Consider the following 16,168-nt stretch of genomic DNA (forward strand, 5'->3'; position numbering starts at 1 on the left):
CGGCCTATATGCGGGAGACGGATTTGAGGATCAGCAGGGCCGCCCCGGACGGCGGGCGGACCGGCTGCTCGCGGCGCCAGAGCGGCACCGGTGGCGAGGCCGTGGATTCCGGCTGGATCACCAGATGGCCGATGGCGGGCCCCGACGGCAGGAGGGGGCGCGCGTCGGTGATCGGTGCCCCCGCCGCCGCGCCGCACAGGCTGTGATCGTGCCCCGTGGGGGCGCAGGGGGACGGCATGTGGTCGTGCGGTGCGGCCGCGTCGGCCACGGTCGGGCGCTCGATGGCGATACCGGTGGCCGACTGCTGCGCGTCTGGCGCAGAATGGTGCACCGCATGGCCGTGGGCGAGCACATGCAACGCCAGATGCAGCACCACGACGCTGCCGAGCACGGCCAGGCACAGCGCGAGGACGGTGCCTCCGTGCTGAACAACCGGCCGCTTCGGTACGATCACGACCACAACCGTATATTACTCTCCGTAGTATGACAACTCCAGAGAGTTAATATGCGAGGAGGGCCGTCTGTGGGCCGCGTGGTGTCCCGGAGGGACGCCGGCCCGGGGTGGGGGTGCGGTCGCTCGCGCGGTGCCTGGTCGACGCGGTCGGCGACGTCGGCATCCCGCTGGGGTGTCCCGCCTCACCGGAGTCGGGGCGGTCTTGTTGATCATGGGGTATCCGGCGGCTCGATGTCACCGGTCTGAGGTCCGGGCCGAGGAGCGTCGTAACAGCCTTGGCTTGCTCCGGGACGCCGCGGGTGGTGTCCGGATGTGACAGAACCTCGTCATGGCGGCCACGGGGGCGTACTGGTGACAATGGGGGCATGTCCGCTCCGCACCGTGTCGTTGTCGCCGTGTTCCCCGATGTCGATCTCCTCGATGTCACCGGGCCCGCAGAGGTGTTCGCGGTCGCGAACCGGGAGATGTCCGGCCAGAGGCCCTACCAGGTGCTGCTGGCCGGGCCGGACGGCGGCCAGGTGCGCACCAGCGCCGGGGTCCGGCTCGCCACCGACCTGACCTTCGACCAGGTCGGCGGCCGGGTGGACACCCTCCTGGTGCCCGGCGCGGTGGACGGCGGCGGCGTGCCGGTGATCGATCCGGATCTGGTCGACTGGATCGCCGGCACCGCCCGGCACGCCCACCGGGTCGCCTCGGTGTGCGTCGGCGCGCACCTGCTGGCCGCCGCGGGGCTGCTGGCGGGCCGGACGGCGACCACGCACTGGGCCACCGCCGACCGGCTGGCCGCCGACCACCCCGACGTCATCGTGGACCCCGACCCGATCTACGTCCGGTCGGGGAAGGTGTGGACGGGCGCGGGCATCAGCGCGTGCATGGATCTCGCGCTCGCTCTGGTCGCCGAGGACCACGGCGAACGGCTCGCCCTGGCGGTCGCCCGGCAGTTGGTGATGTACCTCAAGCGGCAGGGCGGGCAGAGCCAGTTCAGCGTCCCGCTGTGGCAGGCCCCGGCCGAGCGCCGCGACATCGACGAACTGCGGGTGTGGATCACCACGGACCTCACCGCCGACCTGTCGGCGGCGGCGCTCGCCGAGCGGATATGCCTGAGCGAGCGGCACTTCACCCGGGTCTTCCGCAAAGAGACCGGCGCCACCCCGGCCGCCTATGTCGAGGCGGCCCGGGTGGAGGCGGCGCGGCGGTTGCTGGAGGGCACCGACGAGCCGCTCGACCGGGTCGCCGCCGCGTGCGGCCTGGGGTCGGTGGAGACGCTGCACCGGGCCTTCCGGCGGCGGCTCGGCACCACCCCGGCCGCCTACCGGCGGCGCTTCCGCACCGCCGCCTGACCTTTTCTTCTCTCCCTTCGGCCGGCCCGGCCCCGGGCCGGCCGGTGATTCCCCATGCCCGGCTTTCCGGATTCCAAGGAGGACAAGATGACCGTTTCGACGACCCTGCGCGAGGTGATCGGCCTGGACGGCGCACTGCCGGCGCTGTCCGCCAGCGCCCTGATCATGATCGACTTCCAGAACACCTACCGCACCGGCGTCATGGCGCTGCCGGACGCCGACCGTGCCCTGGACGCCGCCGCCCGCCTGCTGGAACGCGCCCGCTCCGCCGGAACCCCGGTGGTGCACGTCGTCAACGACGGCGGCGAAGGCGGCCCGTACGACATCCGCGCCGAGATCGGGCGGATCGAGACTCGCGTCGCGCCCCGGAACGGCGAGTCGGTCGTGGTGAAGGGTTTCCCGAACTCCTTCCACGAGACCGACCTGCTGGAGGTGCTGCGCCGGCTGGACGCCGGGCCGGACCTGGTGCTGGCGGGCTTCATGACCCACATGTGCGTCCAGTTCACCGCCCAGGGCGCGTTCAACCTCGGCTACCGGCCCACCGTCGTGGCCGAGGCGTGCGCGACCCGGCCGCTGACGGGCCCGGACGGCGCGCCGATCCCGGCGGACACCCTGCACGCCGCCGCCTTGACCACGATCGGCGACCTGTTCGGCCCGGTCGCCGCCCGGGTGGCCGACCTGGCCACCTGACCCGCCACCGAGCCGTCCCGGCGGCCCGGAGCCACCGGATCGCCGGGACGGTCGCAGCGCGCGGTCCGCCTCGGGTAGGCGGGGTCACATGGTTGTTCCGCCTGAGACGTCCAGGCGGTGCCCGGTCATGTAGCGGCTGTCGTCCGAGGCCAGGAACGCCACTGTGCCGGCGACGTCCTCCGGTGTGCCCAGCCGGTGGAGCGGCGTTTGGGACGACAGCCAGGCCAGCGCCTCGCCGACCAGACGCCCCTGGTGCATGTCGGTGTCGATGACCCCGGGGGCCACGGTGTTGACCGTGATGCCACGCGGCCCGAGCTGCTTGGCGAGCGCCTGGGTGAGCACGTCGAGCGCCGCCTTGGACATGGCGTAGTCGATCGCCCGGGGCATGGCCGCGCCCCGGGTGAGCATCGTGCCGACGGTGATGATCCGGCCACCGTCCCGCAGCCGCGGCAGGGCGAGCTGCGTGATGAAGAACGGAGCGGTCGTATTGACCGCGAACAGCCGCTCGAAGCCCTCCCGCGTCACGCCGTCGATCTCGGTCTGGTCGCCGAGGATGCCCGCGTTGTTGACCAGGATGTCCAGGCCGTCGGCGTGGGCGTCGAAGCCGGCCCACAGTGCTTGGGCGTCTGCCGGCACGCCCAGCTCGGCCCGGACGGCGAAGGCCTGCCCTCCTGCCGTTTCGATGGCCGCGACCGTCTCCTTGGCCGCCGTCTCGTTGCTGCCGTAGTGGACCGCGACCCGGGCGCCCTCCCGTGCGAGCCGGATCGCGACGGCCCGGCCGATCCCTCGGCTGCCGCCGGTCACCAGCGCCGTCTTGCCGGTCAATGTCGTCATGTCGATCGTGCCTTCCTGCTGTGCGGTGTGTCACCCCGGTCAGGCCGAGACGGAGAGATCGGTTCCTCCGTCCCCCTAATTGCGTACTACGTACTTGAAATCGGACCATACTCATTCGAGTACTATGTACGCAAGTAGGGGAGGGGCGGCGGGATGCCCGACGAGGAACTGATCAGCATCTGGATGCGGCCGGAGCGCCGGGAGCGCTCGGGGCCCGGGCGGCGGCCCGGCTACAGCCGCGCACAGATCACCCGGGCGGCCGTCCGGGTCGCCGACGCCGAGGGGATCGACGCCGCCACCATGCGCCGCATCGGCGGCGAACTGGGCACCGGCGCCATGTCCCTCTACCGCTACGTGCCCAGCCGCGACGACCTGTTCGACCTCATGATCGACACGGTGGTGGGCGAGCTCGAACTCCCGGAGAAGCTGTCCGGCGACTGGCGCTCCGATCTCTCCCTCCTCGCCCACCGGACCCGAGCCGTCGGCCTGCGCCATCCCTGGCTGATCAGCCTCCTCGCCGGCCGCCCCACCCTGGGTCCGAACCTGCTGCGCGTGCACGAGTTCGCCCTGGGCGCGCTCGACGGGCTCGGGCTCGACATCGACGAGATGACCGGCTCCGTCGGCATGGTGAACGACTACGTCCACAGCGCGATCCGCCGCGAGATCGGCTGGCTGGAGGAGGCCCGCCGTACCGGCCTGGACCCGGAACGGTGGAAACGCGACTACGTCGGACCATACGTGCGGCAGGTCGTCGAGTCTGGCGCCTATCCTCTGTTCAGCCGGTCCGTGCTGGAGTCCGAGACCGCGCACCTTGCCCCCGCCGAGCGCTTCCAGCACGGGCTGGATCGCGTACTCAACGGGATCGGCGCGCAGATCACGCCGGACATCCCTCGATGACCGAGAACGCGGTGGGGGAGCGGGGGCATCGCCGCCCGCGGAGCCGCCGTCCCCGGCCGGCGGCACGAGATCCGATCGCGGCGCTGTCAGGGCGGGAGCGGCTACGGCGGGGTCCGTGGCGGGGTTCGAGAGGCGGGGGTTCTCCCAACGCGGGGCCTCTCTCAGCACTATAAATCTACTTTGTAAAGGCGGGGCCGCCGTACGAAAAATCAGCGTCCACAACCACAACCAGACCACAAGCGCAACAAGAAGCCAGGGCGGTCGCGGGTGCTCTCCGATGGGGCCCGGGATGTGGATCCGGGACGGCTGCGCGGAGACACCCGAGGTCCGTGAATCTCGCTAGGCGGTGCCAGCGCGTAGGAAGAGCTCGCCCACGTCGCGGAGGTGGTGGCGGAAGTCGGGAGGGTGGACGACATCGAATTCCGCGCCCACCGCGGCGAGGATGAACACCGGCCAGTCGAAGGCGTCCACCTGCAGTCGCAGGTGGCAGGATTGGTCGTCGACGGGCTCGACCCGGCCGCCGGTGACGGCGACGACCTGCTCGACCGCTTCGGCCGGGGCGTGGAGAAGGACGGTGATGTCGTGCCGGGCGGGGCGGGAGCCGTGCCGGTCCTGGATGAAGGCGGCGGCGTCGGCGGCGGGCAGGTCGCGCGGGCGGAAGCGGGCTCCGGTGGCGGCCGGGTCGGTGAGGCGGTCGAGGCGGAAGATGCGCCAGTCCGCGCGGTCGAGGTCCCAGGCGACCAGATACCAGCGGCGTTCGAGCGAGACGAGGCGGTGCGGCTCGACCAGCCGGGTGGCCGGCTCGCCGGACGGGGCGGCATAGGTGAAGGTGATCCGTTCGTCGTCACGGCACGCTTGGGCGATCACGGCCAGCGTGGTGGCGTCGGCCTGGGGGCCGTCCGTCGGCGCGGTGACCGTGTAGGCCCGCAGGGCGTCCACGCGGCGGCGCAGGTGTGGGGGCATCACCTGGACGACCTTGGTGAGGGCACGCAGTGAGGTCTCCTCGATGCCTTCGACGGTGCCGCCGGCGGCGGTGCGCAGGCTGACCGCGATGGCGACGGCCTCCTCGTCGTCGAGCAGCAGGGGCGGCATCGCCGTACCGGACTGGAGCTGGTAGCCGCCGGCGACGCCGCGGCTGGCGAGGACCGGGTAACCCAGTTCGCGTAGCCGGTCGATGTCGCGGCGCAGGGTGCGTTCGCTCACTGCGAGCCGGTCGGCCAGTTCCAGGCCGGGCCAGTAGCGGTGGGTCTGCAGCAGGGAGAGCAGTCGCAGCATGCGTGCGCTCGTGTTCGCCATGCCTCCAGGTTCTCTCATATTCCGGTCAGGAAGTGGCCGGAATGGTCTCTAGCGTTGTTTCCGTGAACGACAGGGGGAAGGAACGCAGATGAAGATCTTGGTGACCGGGGCGACGGGGATCGTCGGCCGTCACGTGGTGGACCGGCTCGTGCGGGCGGGTGTCGACGTGCGGGCGCTGACCCGCAACGCCGCGGCGGCGGAGCTGCCGCCGCAGGTGGAGGTCGTCCAGGGGGACCTCACCGAGCCCGCCGGCGTGGCTGCCGCGCTGGAGGGCGTGGACCGGATGTATCTGTTCTCCGTGGCGGAGACCGCGCGGGAGGTCGTCGCGCTGGCCCGGCAGGCGGGGGTACGGCGCGTCGTGGTGCTGTCGGGGGCGTCGGTGACCGCGGGGCTGCACACCAATCCGGTGGAGCAGGCGGCCGAGGAGTCCGGGCTGGAATGGACGCACGTGCGGCCGTGCGGGTTCATGGCCAACATGCTGCAGATCTGGGCGCCGCCCATCCGGGCTGAGCGCGTGGTCCGCTACCCGTTCGCGGACGAGCCGATGAACCTCATCCATGAGGCCGACATCGCCGCTGTCGCCGTCGCCGCGCTGCTGGAGGACGGTCATCACGGCAGGGCGTACACGTTGACCGGGCCCGGCCTGATCACCGTGCGCGAGCAGGTGGCGGCCATCGGTGAGGCGCTCGGTGAGCCGGTCCGCTACGAGGAGGTCAGCCGCGAACGCGCCCGCGAGCTGATGAGGGCGCAGGGCGGGTTCGCGGCCGAGTCGGCCGACCTCATGCTGGGCTTCGTCGAGTACGGCGGTGACGTCGCCGACGGCGCCGACGGCTACGCCGACCAGGACTGGTCGGCGCTGATGCGGGTCTGGCCGGATGTGGAGCGGGTCATCGGGCGTGCCCCGCGCAGCTACGCCGAATGGGCCCGCGATCACGTTGCGGACTTCCGCTGACCGGAGCGGTTCTCTCGGGCGTCCCGTCCCATCTCGTCCGGGGCGCCTGCTCTCCGGCGGCACGTCCATGACCCGGCCGGGCCGCTCCTTCCTGTCCGTGGCAGGGGTGGAGGCGAGCGTCCCGGGTGGCTCATCGGCCGGTCAGGTGCTCCCGTACCGCCGTGATGAGCCGGTTGGCACGCGCGTCGCCGTGGCCGACCATCCGGTTGGCGACATAGCCGAAGCCCACCCCGAACTCGTCGTCGCCGAAGGCGAACTGGCCGCCGGCGCCGTCGTTGCCGAAGCTGCGCCGGCCGAGCATGGGCCGGAACCGGGGTGCGTCGAGGAGGAAGCCCGCTCCCCATCGGGCGCCCAGGTCCGGGAAGCCCGACCAGGAGGCCCCGGCCGACAGTTCCCGTACCGCGTCGGTGAGGGTGTCGGATGTGAGCAGGCGCGCCGAGCCGTTGACCCCGGTCGCGGCCGCGGCGTACAACGTGGCCAGGCCGTCCGCCGACGAGACCGCGCCCGCCCCGGGGAACTCGGCGCTGAGCAGCGCGGGGTCGTTCCAGCCGTGCGGTTCCTCCAGGCCGGGGAAGGCGAGGGCGCCGTTCATCGTCACCGTGCGCATGATCAGCGATTCGGGGCCGGGCATCGCGGGCCGTCCCGCGGCCTCGACGAGCCGGGCCAGCCGTCCGGTCTCCTCCTGCGGCAGGCCGACGACGTCCCCGGTGGCCTGCCTGAGGTCTTTACGCCATTTCTCCGGCAGCAGCGCCAGGATCCGGATCCCGTCCACCGGTGAATTGTTGAACGGCTCCTCCGCCGTCCGCCGCATTGTCAGCTCAACCAACATGGCTGGTGCCTCCGCCTAGTCCCGGGTGGTGCCGGCCGAGGCCGCCACGGAAGGGACGCCGGCGGCGACGGCGGATGGAATTATACCGGAAAAATGCGTGGACGGCAGTTTGGCAGTGGTATTGGAAAAGGCTGAGGAGGCGATCGGGCTTTTCATTTCTCAATCCCTTTAATCGGGCTGTCCGGCTTTTGCCGGCACGGCCAACTCTGCGCGCTCCGCGGGCCGGGGGACAGGCGGAACGAGGTCAGCAAGCTGCCCGCCCGTAGCCGGTTCCTGCCAGCCAGCCGCTGGACAGCCGCACATCTGCCGGGCGGCATGGAGAAACCGCAGGTGAAAGCCTTCCGGCAAGGGCCGCCGGCCAGGGCGGCGGCCACCTCCGGCCACGTGCTCGCGGCCCGGCCGGGGGCGGCCGGGCACGGCCGCGGCGGCCCTCCCGGCCGCGGGAGCCGGTCCGCGATTCATTCCGTCCGCGCCTTCCGGTCTGCCCATTGGCGGTGGAACGGATTGTCGCCCCGGCGGCGAACATTGGCCGTGGAACGGGTTGTCCTCCGCCTGGAAACGGCCCGCGGACGGCCCCGTGATAGCCGGCGTTCCGCGCTGCGGGGTGAAAGCACACTCGGAGATGACAGGAGAGAGGCGAGGGCATTTCACTGGGTATGGATTAGAGGAGATGATCTGATGCTGGTGTGCGTGACCGGCGGTACTGGATTCGTCGGTGCCCATTCGGTTGCGGCGATTGTGGAGATGGGCCACCGCGTCCGTATGCTCGTCCGCGATCCGTCGAAGGCGGAGCGCGCGCTGTCGCCGCTGGGCGTCGACCCCGGAGCCGTCGACGTGGTCGCCGGGGACGTCACCGACGGGGCCGCCGTGGCCCGGGCGGTGCGCGGCGCCGACGCCGTTCTGCACGCGGCGTCGGTCTACTCCTTCGACAGCAGGCTCCACGCGAGGATGCGGCAGGTCAACGAGCAGGGCACCGAGATCGTGCTCGGTGCCGCGCGGCGGGCGGGCGCGGGCCGGATCATCCATGTCTCCAGCATCGTGGCGATGTTCCCGGCCCGGGGGCGGGTGATCGACGAGGACTCGCCCGTCGGCCGGCCCCGCGAGACGTACATGGCGAGCAAGGCCGCGGCCGAGGTGGTCGCCCGCCGGCACCAGGCCGAGGGGGCCCCGGTGGTGATCACTTATCCGCCCGCCCTGCTCGGCCCGCACGACCCCAACCTGGGTGACCAGGTCTCCCGCGTCCGCAGCGTGCTCCGGGGGCTGACGCCCATCTGGCCGCTGGGCGGGTTCCCGGTCGGCGACGTGCGGGACACCGCGGCGCTGCACGCCCGGCTGCTCGCCCCGCCGGGAGACAGGCCGGGGGACAGACCGGGAGACAGGCCGGAGCGCCACTTCGGGCCGGGCCGCTACCTCTCCACCCGGCAGTACGTGGAGGTGCTGCGCGAGGTCACCGGGCGCGCGCTGCCGGCGGTCTTCCTGCCGGCTCACGCGATGATCCCCGTCGGGCTGTTCGTCGATCTCGTGCAGCGCGTCTGGCCGTGGCACATCCCAGCCGAATACGGGGCCATCTACACGTGCGCCTGCGCCACGCGCCTGGCCGAGGGCGTCAGCACTCATGGGATCAGCCCACGGCCCGTCACCGAGACCTTCGGTGACACGGTGCGCTGGCTGCGCGGAAGCGGCCACCTGTCTGCCCGGCAGGCGGGTTCCGGCCGGCCGAGCCTGTCATCTGTAACGACGCATTGACGGGAGATGCCCCCATGAGCGAGCGGACCGCCCGGCGGGCCAGAGCCTTGGGCGCCCAGGGGAACCTGGACGGCCAGGGGAAGGAGCGCTGATGAGCACCTCGGAGCTCGATTTCATACTCGTCCCCTTGCCCACGCCGGTCGAGGAGGTCATCGAGGGCCGTCCCGACGGCCAGGCGAGCGGGCCCCGACGGGTGGAGCCACCGGTCCCGCAGCCCCAGACCCGGTCCATGCGCCTGCTGCGCGAGCAGCGTGAAGAGCTGCGTGAGGAGGTCACCGCCGGCCACCGCCAGGCGGTCGACCGGCAGCACGCGCTCGGCAAGCATACGGCCCGCGAGCGGATAGACCTGCTGCTGGACGAGGGGTCGTTCACCGAGATCGACATGTACCGCCGCCATCAGTCGCACGGTCTGAAGATCGAGGAGCGGCGCCCGTACACCGACGGTGTGATCACGGGCTCCGGCACGATCCACGGCCGCCGGGTGTTCGTCTACGCCCAGGACTTCACCGTCTTCGGCGGCTCGCTCGGCGAGGCCCACGCCTCGAAGATCCACAAGGTGATGGATCTGGCGATCTCCACCGGGTCCCCCTTCATCGGGCTGAACGACAGCGGGGGCGCCCGGATCCAGGAGGGGGTGATGTCCCTCAACGGATACGGCGGGATCTTCCAGCGCAGCGTCCAGGCGTCGGGAGTGATACCGCAGATCAGCGTCGTGCTCGGGCCCTGCGCCGGAGGGGCCGCCTACTCCACGGCGCTGGCCGACTTCACCTTCATGGTCCGCGACACCGCGCAGATGTACCTGACCGGTCCCGACGTCGTCGAGGCGGTGAGCGGCCAGCGGGTCAGCCACGCCGAGCTCGGCGGCGCCGAGGTGCACGGCGGCCGGTCGGGCGTGGCCACCTTCGTCCACGACGACGAGGAGAGCTGCCTGGAGGACGTGCGCTATCTCGTCTCGATGCTGCCCAGCAACAATCTGGAGTTCCCTCCCAGCACGCCGTCCTACGACGCGGCCACGGACGTGCGGCCCCGGCTGGCCGAGATAGTCCCGGTCGAGCCGAACAAGCCCTACGACATGCGGCAGGTCGTCGCCGAGCTGGTGGACGACGGGGAATTCCTGGAGCTGCACGAGGGCTGGGCGCCGAACGTGATCTGCGTGCTGGCCCGGATCGACGGCGACGTGGTCGGAGTGGTCGGCAACCAGCCCATGGTGCTGGCCGGCGTGCTGGACGTCGTCGCGTCGCAGAAGGCCGCACGGTTCGTGCGGTTCTGCGACGCCTTCAACATCCCGCTGGTGACGCTGGTCGACGTCCCCGGTTTCCTCCCGGGCACCGACCAGGAGTACGCGGGGATCATCCGGCACGGCGCCAAGCTGCTGTACGCCTACTGCGAGGCGACCGTGCCGCGCATCCAGGTCATCGTGCGCAAGGCGTACGGCGGCGCGTACATCGTGATGGACTCGCGCTCCATCGGCACCGACCTCTCGCTGGCGTGGCCGACGAACGAGATCGCGGTGATGGGCGCCGAGGGCGCCGTGAACGTCATCTTCCGCAGGGAGCTGGCCGCCGCCGTGGACCCGGCCGAGCTCCGCGCGGAGCTGGTCGCCGAGTACTCCGAGCAGCTCGTGCACCCGCACTACGCCGCCGAGCGCGGCCTGGTCGACGACGTCATCGATCCGGTGCAGACGCGGGCGGTGGTGGCCCGCGGGCTGGCGATGCTGCGCAACAAGCGCAAGCAGCCGCCGCAGCGCAAGCACGGAAACGTGCCGCTGTGACACCGGCACGGAACGCGCCGCTGTGGCCGCTGTGAACGTGCCGGACTGGGAACGGGTGCCCGCGGACATCGCCTACCGCCATGTCCGCGAGAACGTGACACGGCTGCTGGCCGGCCGTCCGGCCGCCGGTGACCTCGCCGTCGCCGCCTGCCCGGGGTGGACGGTCCGCGAGGTCGTCGCCCACCTCGTCGAGATCTGCGCGCGGGTGACCGGGAGGCTGGGGAGCCGGCCCGTGGTGGGCCCGCTCCCGGGCGACGCCGCTCTGGCCGCCCTCCTCGCCGCCTGGACCACGGCGGGCGAGCAGGTGGAACGGCTCGTCGCCGGTGACGCCGCCCGGCGTGGCGGCGTGATGACGATGGACGCGTTCACGCACGAGCTCGACATCCGCTACGCCCTGGGCCTGCCGCCGCCCGCCGAGCACCCGGCCTACCCGGGCGCGCTCGACGTCGTCGTCTCGGGTCTGTCCGCCGAGGTGAGCGCGCGCGGCCTTCCCACGCTCCGGATCGAGACCCCCGGCGCCCGGTGGACGGCCGGCCCGGCGGGGCGGCCCGCGGCCACGCTCAGCGCCCACCGGCACGACCTGTACCGGTCGCTCGCCGGACGGCGCACATCCGCGCAGATCGCGCGGCTCCACTGGAGCGAGGACCCGCGGCCGTGGCTGCCGGCCTTCACCTGGGGGCCGTTCACCCCGCCGGAGCGACCGGCGGAGAGCGCGCTCACCACCGCGTGAAAGCGCCGTCCCAGGGCGTCTGACAACCGCCCCGACCGGGCTCCTTCCCCCCGCGTGAAAGCGCCGTCTCAGAACTGCTGAGAGCCACCCCGCCCCCTTCTCCGGCCTGACCCGCGTGGGCCTTGCGCCGCATGCCCGGTCCCCGGCCCCGGCCCCATCCCGGCCCCGTCCCCGGCCTGAGCCGCGTCCCCGGCCGCCTCCTCGTGCGGCCCTTCCCCTTCCCCCTTCCGCGGCCTCTTCCCCGCTCGCGGCCCCGTGCCTTCTCGCAGCCCCGCGCCGGCTCCGGCGTGCGGGCTTTTCCCGTCCGGGGAGCGTCTCCCACCCGGCACGCGCGGCCATCCGGCGCCGCTCTGGCAGGAAGCGGTTAGGGCCGGGCAACTTGCTGACTCCGATCTGTCTGGTCCGCGGGCCGCCGAGAGCGCAGAGTTGATTATGCGAGAACGAACACACAGCCGAGAAAGGGGTAGTTAATGAAAAGCCCGGCCGCGTCTACAGGCAATTCCAGGGCCGCCGTGAAAGTGCCGGCGGCGATTGTCTCCGGTGCCGTCCCAGGCGCCGTCGTCATCGGCGGCCGATCCGTGTCGACCGGCGTGGGCGCGACAGGGCACTCCGCACCGCCCGTCGCCGCCGGTACCACCTGGGACTCCGCGCCCACCGCTGCCGACACGCCTTGGGGTTAGAGCCATGCTGGTCGAGCTGACGATGCGGCGGAGCGGAGGAGACCCGTCGAACAATTCACCGGTGGACGGAATCCGGATCCTGGCGCTACTGCCCGAGAAATGGCGTAAAGACCTCAGGCAGGCGACCGGGGAAATTGTTATTCGAATCCACACCGACGAGGAAACAACCAGTGAGCAGATCTGCGCCAAGGTGATCGAAATTCTCGCCGATCCGGCCGTCAACCACTGGAAACTCGCGACCTGTCACATTCTGACAACCGGTAATCGAGAATCGAAGGAGGCTGACCATGATTACCCCCATATTAAAGGCTGGGGAGTGCAGCGTATGGTGGGCGGATCCACGGGATCACCAGGCCGAGGTCCTGACCAGCGTGCTCAGTGGAACTGAGCTGGAGCGGGCCGCGACCTTCCGTCGCGAGCCCGACCGGCTCCGGTATCTCACCGCGTCCTGGCTGTTGCGCACCACCGCGGCCCTCCAGCTGGGCGTCCCTCCCGAGGACGTCCCCGTGGAGCGGCGGTGCTCGGACTGCGGCAAGCCGCACGGCAAGCCGTACATCCGCAACGAGGGGGCGGAGCTGCACGTCTCCATCTCCCACTCGGCCAACCGCGTGGCGGTGGCCCTGAGCCCCGCCGGGCGGCTGGGGGTCGACGTGGAGGAGGTGCCCTCCTGCCCGGTCGACGAGCTCGTGCGGTGCGCCCTGTCGCCGGCCGAGCAGGAGATCCTGCGGACCTTCCCCGATCACGAGCAGCACCTCGCCTTCGCCCGCATGTGGGTGTGCAAGGAGGCGGTGCTCAAGGCGACGGGCCATGGGCTGCGGATCCCTCCGGACCAGGTGGAGGTGAGCAGTCCGCGGGAGAGGCCCGCGCTGCTCGGCTGGCCGTTGGACATCCCTCCCGAGCGGGTGCAGCTCCATCCCCTCGACCCCGGCAGCGGATACGCCGGCATGGTCGCGGTCATCGCCGACGACTTCCCGGTCACGGTGTCGGAGTCGGACGCCCTCGACCTCAAGTTGAGCCCGTTCTCGCTGCCCGCCATGGCGGACATGGTGGCCTGACAACACTTGACTGTATTGGTAAAAGGCTGCTGAATGAAAATGCGAAGTTGTGCCCTGCGGGGCGGCCGGCCTGCGGATATGGATATGAGGGACCACTGGGCCGGCCCCCCGCGCCGTTCAGGACAGCCTTAGCGTAAGGAGAGGAACTGATCTTCCGTGAAGAATTGTTTCGTCCTGATTCCCGGCCCGTGGACGGGTGCCTGGGTCTGGGAGCCGGTGACCTGCGGGCTGCGCGCGCTCGGTCATCACGTCCGTCCGGTCACGCTGTCAGGACTGGCCAGCCCCGAGGTTGACGTCTCGGGCGTCGGCCTGGCCACCCACGTCGATGACGTGCTGACGCTCCTGGAGGCGGAGGACCTGCGGAACGTCACCCTCGTAGGGCACAGCTACTCGGGCATCGTGGCCGGTCAGGTCGCCGACCGGGCACCCGGCCGGGTGGCGCGCACCGTGTTCGTGGAGGGGTTCCTGCCCCACGACGGCACGTCGATGCTCCAGGTCTTCCCGGAGCGCCAGCGCGCCGACGAGCTCCGGCTGATCGCCGAGAACCGGGGCCGCTGGCCCGTCCCGGACGTCGCCGCCGTGGCCGACGGGCAGGACCTGTCCATCGAGCAGGCACGGTGGCTGGTGGAGCGCTCTGTCGGCCACCCGGGGCGCACGCTGTCCGAACCGGCGGTCCTGGCGCGGCCGCTGACACAGCAGCGGGCGAGCTACATCGTGTGCGAGCTGGAGCACTTCGACGGCAGGGTCTCCGACGACGTCGCGGCCATGCGCGCCGAGCCGAACTGGACCTTCCACACCCTGAAGACCGGTCACTGGCCGATGGTGTCGGCTCCCGACCAGCTCGTCACGCTCCTCACCGACATCGTCTCCCAGCAGAACTGACCGCTCAGCGCCCCGCCTGACCGCCTGTCAGGGACAGCGCCGGCCGCCCGTCGAGGACGGCGGCGGCGATCTCGGTGGCCGGAGTCTCCTGGGACCCGCGCGCGCCGCTGACCATGAACTCGTAGATGTGCCCGGCCTGGGCCGGTGACGCCACGCTGTCGGCGAGTATCGGCAGCGGTGACCTCTGGAAGCCCTGCCCGACGGTGGCGTCGCGCCAGTAGAGCCAGTACCCGCTCGCGCCGAACACGTGCGGCCACGAGACCCTGATGTGCGAGCCGTGCGGGGTGGCGGTGATGCCGGCCGGCGCGGAGATCACGAGCGGGTCGGCCGTGCGGGGGATCGGGTCGAGGAAATCCACCCGGCCGTGGGCGAACGCCGACGAGAAGGCGTCGGCGAACGCTTTCGCGATCTTGAACTCGCCGATGCTGTTCGGATGGAGACCGTCGTAGGCGTCGTTGTGGGGATCGTAGGCGCCGTCGAGGTCGACGAGGACGACCCTCGACCGGGCCGTCGACATCGCGGCCAGTGTGGCCGGCAGCGCCTCGTTGTAGGAGGTGATGATGTCCGGCAGGCCGGGGCTGGAGTCCAGCGGTGTGCGATGGACGACGTTGGCGATCAGGAACTGGATGTCCGGATCGGCCTCACGGGCCCGCCGGACGAAGGTCTCGACGTCCGCCCTCAGCCGGTCGGGGCCGGACACGCCCCAGGCCAGGTCGTTGAACCCGAGCTCGACCATGAGATAGCCGGGGGCGTGGGCGGCGACGGTCTCCCGGATGTCGTCCTTGGCCTCGTGGAGCCGGCGGCCCCACCTCGCGTGGTGCCTGCTGCCGCCGAAGCCGATCCCCGGCCGGTAACGGCCGTTGTGGACGGGGTCGGCCGCGCAGGCCGTACACGCCGCACCGGCCGCGCAGGCCGTACACGCCATCTCGGCCGCCTCTGCCGCGCAGGCCGCGCAGGCCGCACCTGCTGAGCCGGCCGGACGGTCGCCCGGCCGGCTCGGCGGCAGCACCGAGGTGCCTCTCCCCGGTCCGACGAAGCGGACCGGGAAGTCGTGCTTGTCGAAGTTCCGGGACAGCCGGTACCGCCAGGTGTAGTCGCCTTCCAGGCCGTGGCTGATCGAGTCACCGACGATCATCAGGCGCGGAGCCGTGGCCGGGACGGCAGGGCCGCGGACCGCCCGTCCACCCGCCATTCCCTGTCACCCGTGGGCGGGGACGGCGCAGCTGCAGCGCATCGCGGCGCGCTCGGACGTGCGGGGCCGCCGGTGGAGGATCATCGCCACCACCATGGGCAGGAAGACGATCGCGTTGTAGAACAGGTGCAGTTCCACGCGCGGCACGATGAGCTGGATGATGCTGGTCGGAGCGGGGCGGCCCAGCAGGTTCGAGCCCGTGAGCGCCTGGGTGAGCAGGAGCAGGTGCTCGAAGTGGTGCCACACCTGGATGGCCAGTGACACGTTCCACCACGTCCGCGACCTGCCGGTGAAGCCCTTACGCAGGATGATCAGGCCGACCAGCATCAGCAGCGCGTAGCCGTAGTGCATCCACTCGGACTTGACCAGCCAGGGGAACGGCAGGCCCAGCACGCCACGCGCCTCGGGGAGCGGCCAGCCCAGGACATAGATCTGGATCGCCTGGGCGACGTGCTCGGCCCAGTGGGCCACGACCAACAGCAGATAAAGGCCCAATGCGGCCTGGTGATATCGGCTGTTGAGGGCCGATATCCGGACTGGAGAAGAGCTCGCTGAAGCTGTCCCGGTTGCCATGTACAGACCTCGATCCCGGAAATCACGACCGTATGCCCGCCGCGAATGCCGTGGCGGACCCTCCCTCGCCCCGCATTTCCCGCGGCGGCATTGTCGAACCGAATGCCTATTGTGGCGAGGAGGTCCTGAGAGCGGCTTCTCCGTATTTGCTGACTTTCCCGGCGCCAGGCCGACGGCTTGACGGCGGCGGGTCACCCGCGACCAGCAGATCGAGTTCCGCGGCCTGCTGCTCGGCTCGGGCACCCCC

General features: G+C 71.3%; 16 protein-coding genes. 10 read left to right on the forward strand and 6 right to left on the reverse strand.

Annotation, left to right across the window (positions count from 1 at the left end; genetic code table 11):
- Nucleotides 1-4: 4 nt before the first annotated feature.
- Complete coding sequence (locus tag ACWDS7_RS17780; protein ID WP_451930157.1) at nt 5-460, reverse strand: hypothetical protein; 456 nt, start codon at nt 458-460, stop codon at nt 5-7.
- Nucleotides 461-819: 359 nt separating this feature from the next.
- On the opposite strand from ACWDS7_RS17780, the gene ACWDS7_RS17785 reads away from it, so the two are divergent.
- Together ACWDS7_RS17785 and ACWDS7_RS17790 are read left to right on the forward strand one after the other, a co-directional pair.
- Nucleotides 820-1,794, forward strand: a complete 975-nt coding sequence (locus tag ACWDS7_RS17785) for a GlxA family transcriptional regulator (RefSeq protein ID WP_451930158.1) — start codon at nt 820-822, stop codon at nt 1,792-1,794.
- 87 nt (nt 1,795-1,881) lie between these two features.
- Nucleotides 1,882-2,484, forward strand: a complete 603-nt coding sequence (locus tag ACWDS7_RS17790; RefSeq protein ID WP_451930159.1) for an isochorismatase family protein — start codon at nt 1,882-1,884, stop codon at nt 2,482-2,484.
- Between the two features lie 84 nt (nt 2,485-2,568).
- Here ACWDS7_RS17790 and ACWDS7_RS17795 read toward each other — a convergent pair whose 3' ends face one another.
- Nucleotides 2,569-3,318 carry an SDR family NAD(P)-dependent oxidoreductase gene (locus ACWDS7_RS17795; protein ID WP_451930160.1) on the reverse strand — a complete coding sequence of 250 codons (750 nt, stop codon included), beginning with the start codon at nt 3,316-3,318 and terminating at the stop codon, nt 2,569-2,571.
- 153 nt (nt 3,319-3,471) lie between these two features.
- On the opposite strand from ACWDS7_RS17795, the gene ACWDS7_RS17800 reads away from it, so the two are divergent.
- Nucleotides 3,472-4,215 carry a TetR/AcrR family transcriptional regulator gene (locus tag ACWDS7_RS17800; RefSeq protein WP_451930161.1) on the forward strand — a complete coding sequence of 248 codons (744 nt, stop codon included), beginning with the start codon at nt 3,472-3,474 and terminating at the stop codon, nt 4,213-4,215.
- A gap of 339 nt (nt 4,216-4,554) precedes the next feature.
- Here ACWDS7_RS17800 and ACWDS7_RS17805 read toward each other — a convergent pair whose 3' ends face one another.
- Nucleotides 4,555-5,511: a helix-turn-helix transcriptional regulator gene (locus ACWDS7_RS17805; RefSeq protein ID WP_451930162.1), complete on the reverse strand. Its 957-nt coding sequence runs from the start codon at nt 5,509-5,511 to the stop codon at nt 4,555-4,557.
- Between the two features lie 88 nt (nt 5,512-5,599).
- On the opposite strand from ACWDS7_RS17805, the gene ACWDS7_RS17810 reads away from it, so the two are divergent.
- Complete coding sequence (locus tag ACWDS7_RS17810) at nt 5,600-6,463, forward strand: NmrA family NAD(P)-binding protein (RefSeq protein WP_451930163.1); 864 nt, start codon at nt 5,600-5,602, stop codon at nt 6,461-6,463.
- Nucleotides 6,464-6,593: 130 nt separating this feature from the next.
- On the opposite strand, the gene ACWDS7_RS17815 is transcribed toward ACWDS7_RS17810, so the two are convergent.
- The gene (locus ACWDS7_RS17815) at nt 6,594-7,292 is read right to left on the reverse strand and encodes a hypothetical protein (protein ID WP_451930164.1); all 699 of its coding nucleotides are present in this window, start codon (nt 7,290-7,292) and stop codon (nt 6,594-6,596) included.
- 678 nt (nt 7,293-7,970) lie between these two features.
- On the opposite strand from ACWDS7_RS17815, the gene ACWDS7_RS17820 reads away from it, so the two are divergent.
- From ACWDS7_RS17820 to ACWDS7_RS17845, 6 genes are all read left to right on the forward strand, one after another.
- Nucleotides 7,971-9,038, forward strand: coding sequence for an SDR family NAD(P)-dependent oxidoreductase (locus ACWDS7_RS17820; RefSeq protein WP_451930165.1), 1,068 nt, complete (start codon nt 7,971-7,973; stop codon nt 9,036-9,038).
- Between the two features lie 91 nt (nt 9,039-9,129).
- The gene (locus ACWDS7_RS17825) at nt 9,130-10,809 is read left to right on the forward strand and encodes an acyl-CoA carboxylase subunit beta (RefSeq protein ID WP_451930166.1); all 1,680 of its coding nucleotides are present in this window, start codon (nt 9,130-9,132) and stop codon (nt 10,807-10,809) included.
- Between the two features lie 22 nt (nt 10,810-10,831).
- Nucleotides 10,832-11,539, forward strand: coding sequence for a maleylpyruvate isomerase family mycothiol-dependent enzyme (locus tag ACWDS7_RS17830; RefSeq protein ID WP_451930167.1), 708 nt, complete (start codon nt 10,832-10,834; stop codon nt 11,537-11,539).
- Between the two features lie 684 nt (nt 11,540-12,223).
- A complete protein-coding gene (locus ACWDS7_RS17835; protein WP_306867122.1) occupies nt 12,224-12,607 on the forward strand; it encodes a hypothetical protein in 384 nt (127 codons plus the stop codon).
- On the forward strand, nt 12,591-13,274 hold the full coding sequence (locus ACWDS7_RS17840) for a 4'-phosphopantetheinyl transferase family protein (protein WP_451930168.1): 684 nt from the start codon (nt 12,591-12,593) through the stop codon (nt 13,272-13,274). The genes ACWDS7_RS17835 and ACWDS7_RS17840 overlap by 17 nt, the downstream gene beginning before the upstream one ends.
- Before the next feature lie 156 nt (nt 13,275-13,430).
- Nucleotides 13,431-14,156, forward strand: a complete 726-nt coding sequence (locus ACWDS7_RS17845) for an alpha/beta fold hydrolase (protein ID WP_451930169.1) — start codon at nt 13,431-13,433, stop codon at nt 14,154-14,156.
- A 4-nt stretch (nt 14,157-14,160) separates the two neighbouring features.
- Here ACWDS7_RS17845 and ACWDS7_RS17850 read toward each other — a convergent pair whose 3' ends face one another.
- Both ACWDS7_RS17850 and ACWDS7_RS17855 read right to left on the reverse strand, forming a co-directional pair.
- Nucleotides 14,161-15,291, reverse strand: a complete 1,131-nt coding sequence (locus tag ACWDS7_RS17850; protein WP_451930170.1) for a GDSL-type esterase/lipase family protein — start codon at nt 15,289-15,291, stop codon at nt 14,161-14,163.
- Nucleotides 15,292-15,354: 63 nt separating this feature from the next.
- Entirely contained in the window at nt 15,355-15,843 is a 489-nt protein-coding gene (locus ACWDS7_RS17855; RefSeq protein WP_451930171.1) for a hypothetical protein, read from the reverse strand.
- Between the last annotated feature and the right edge of the window lie 325 nt (nt 15,844-16,168).

It is taken from the genome of Streptosporangium sp. NPDC003464, from assembly GCF_053588315.1.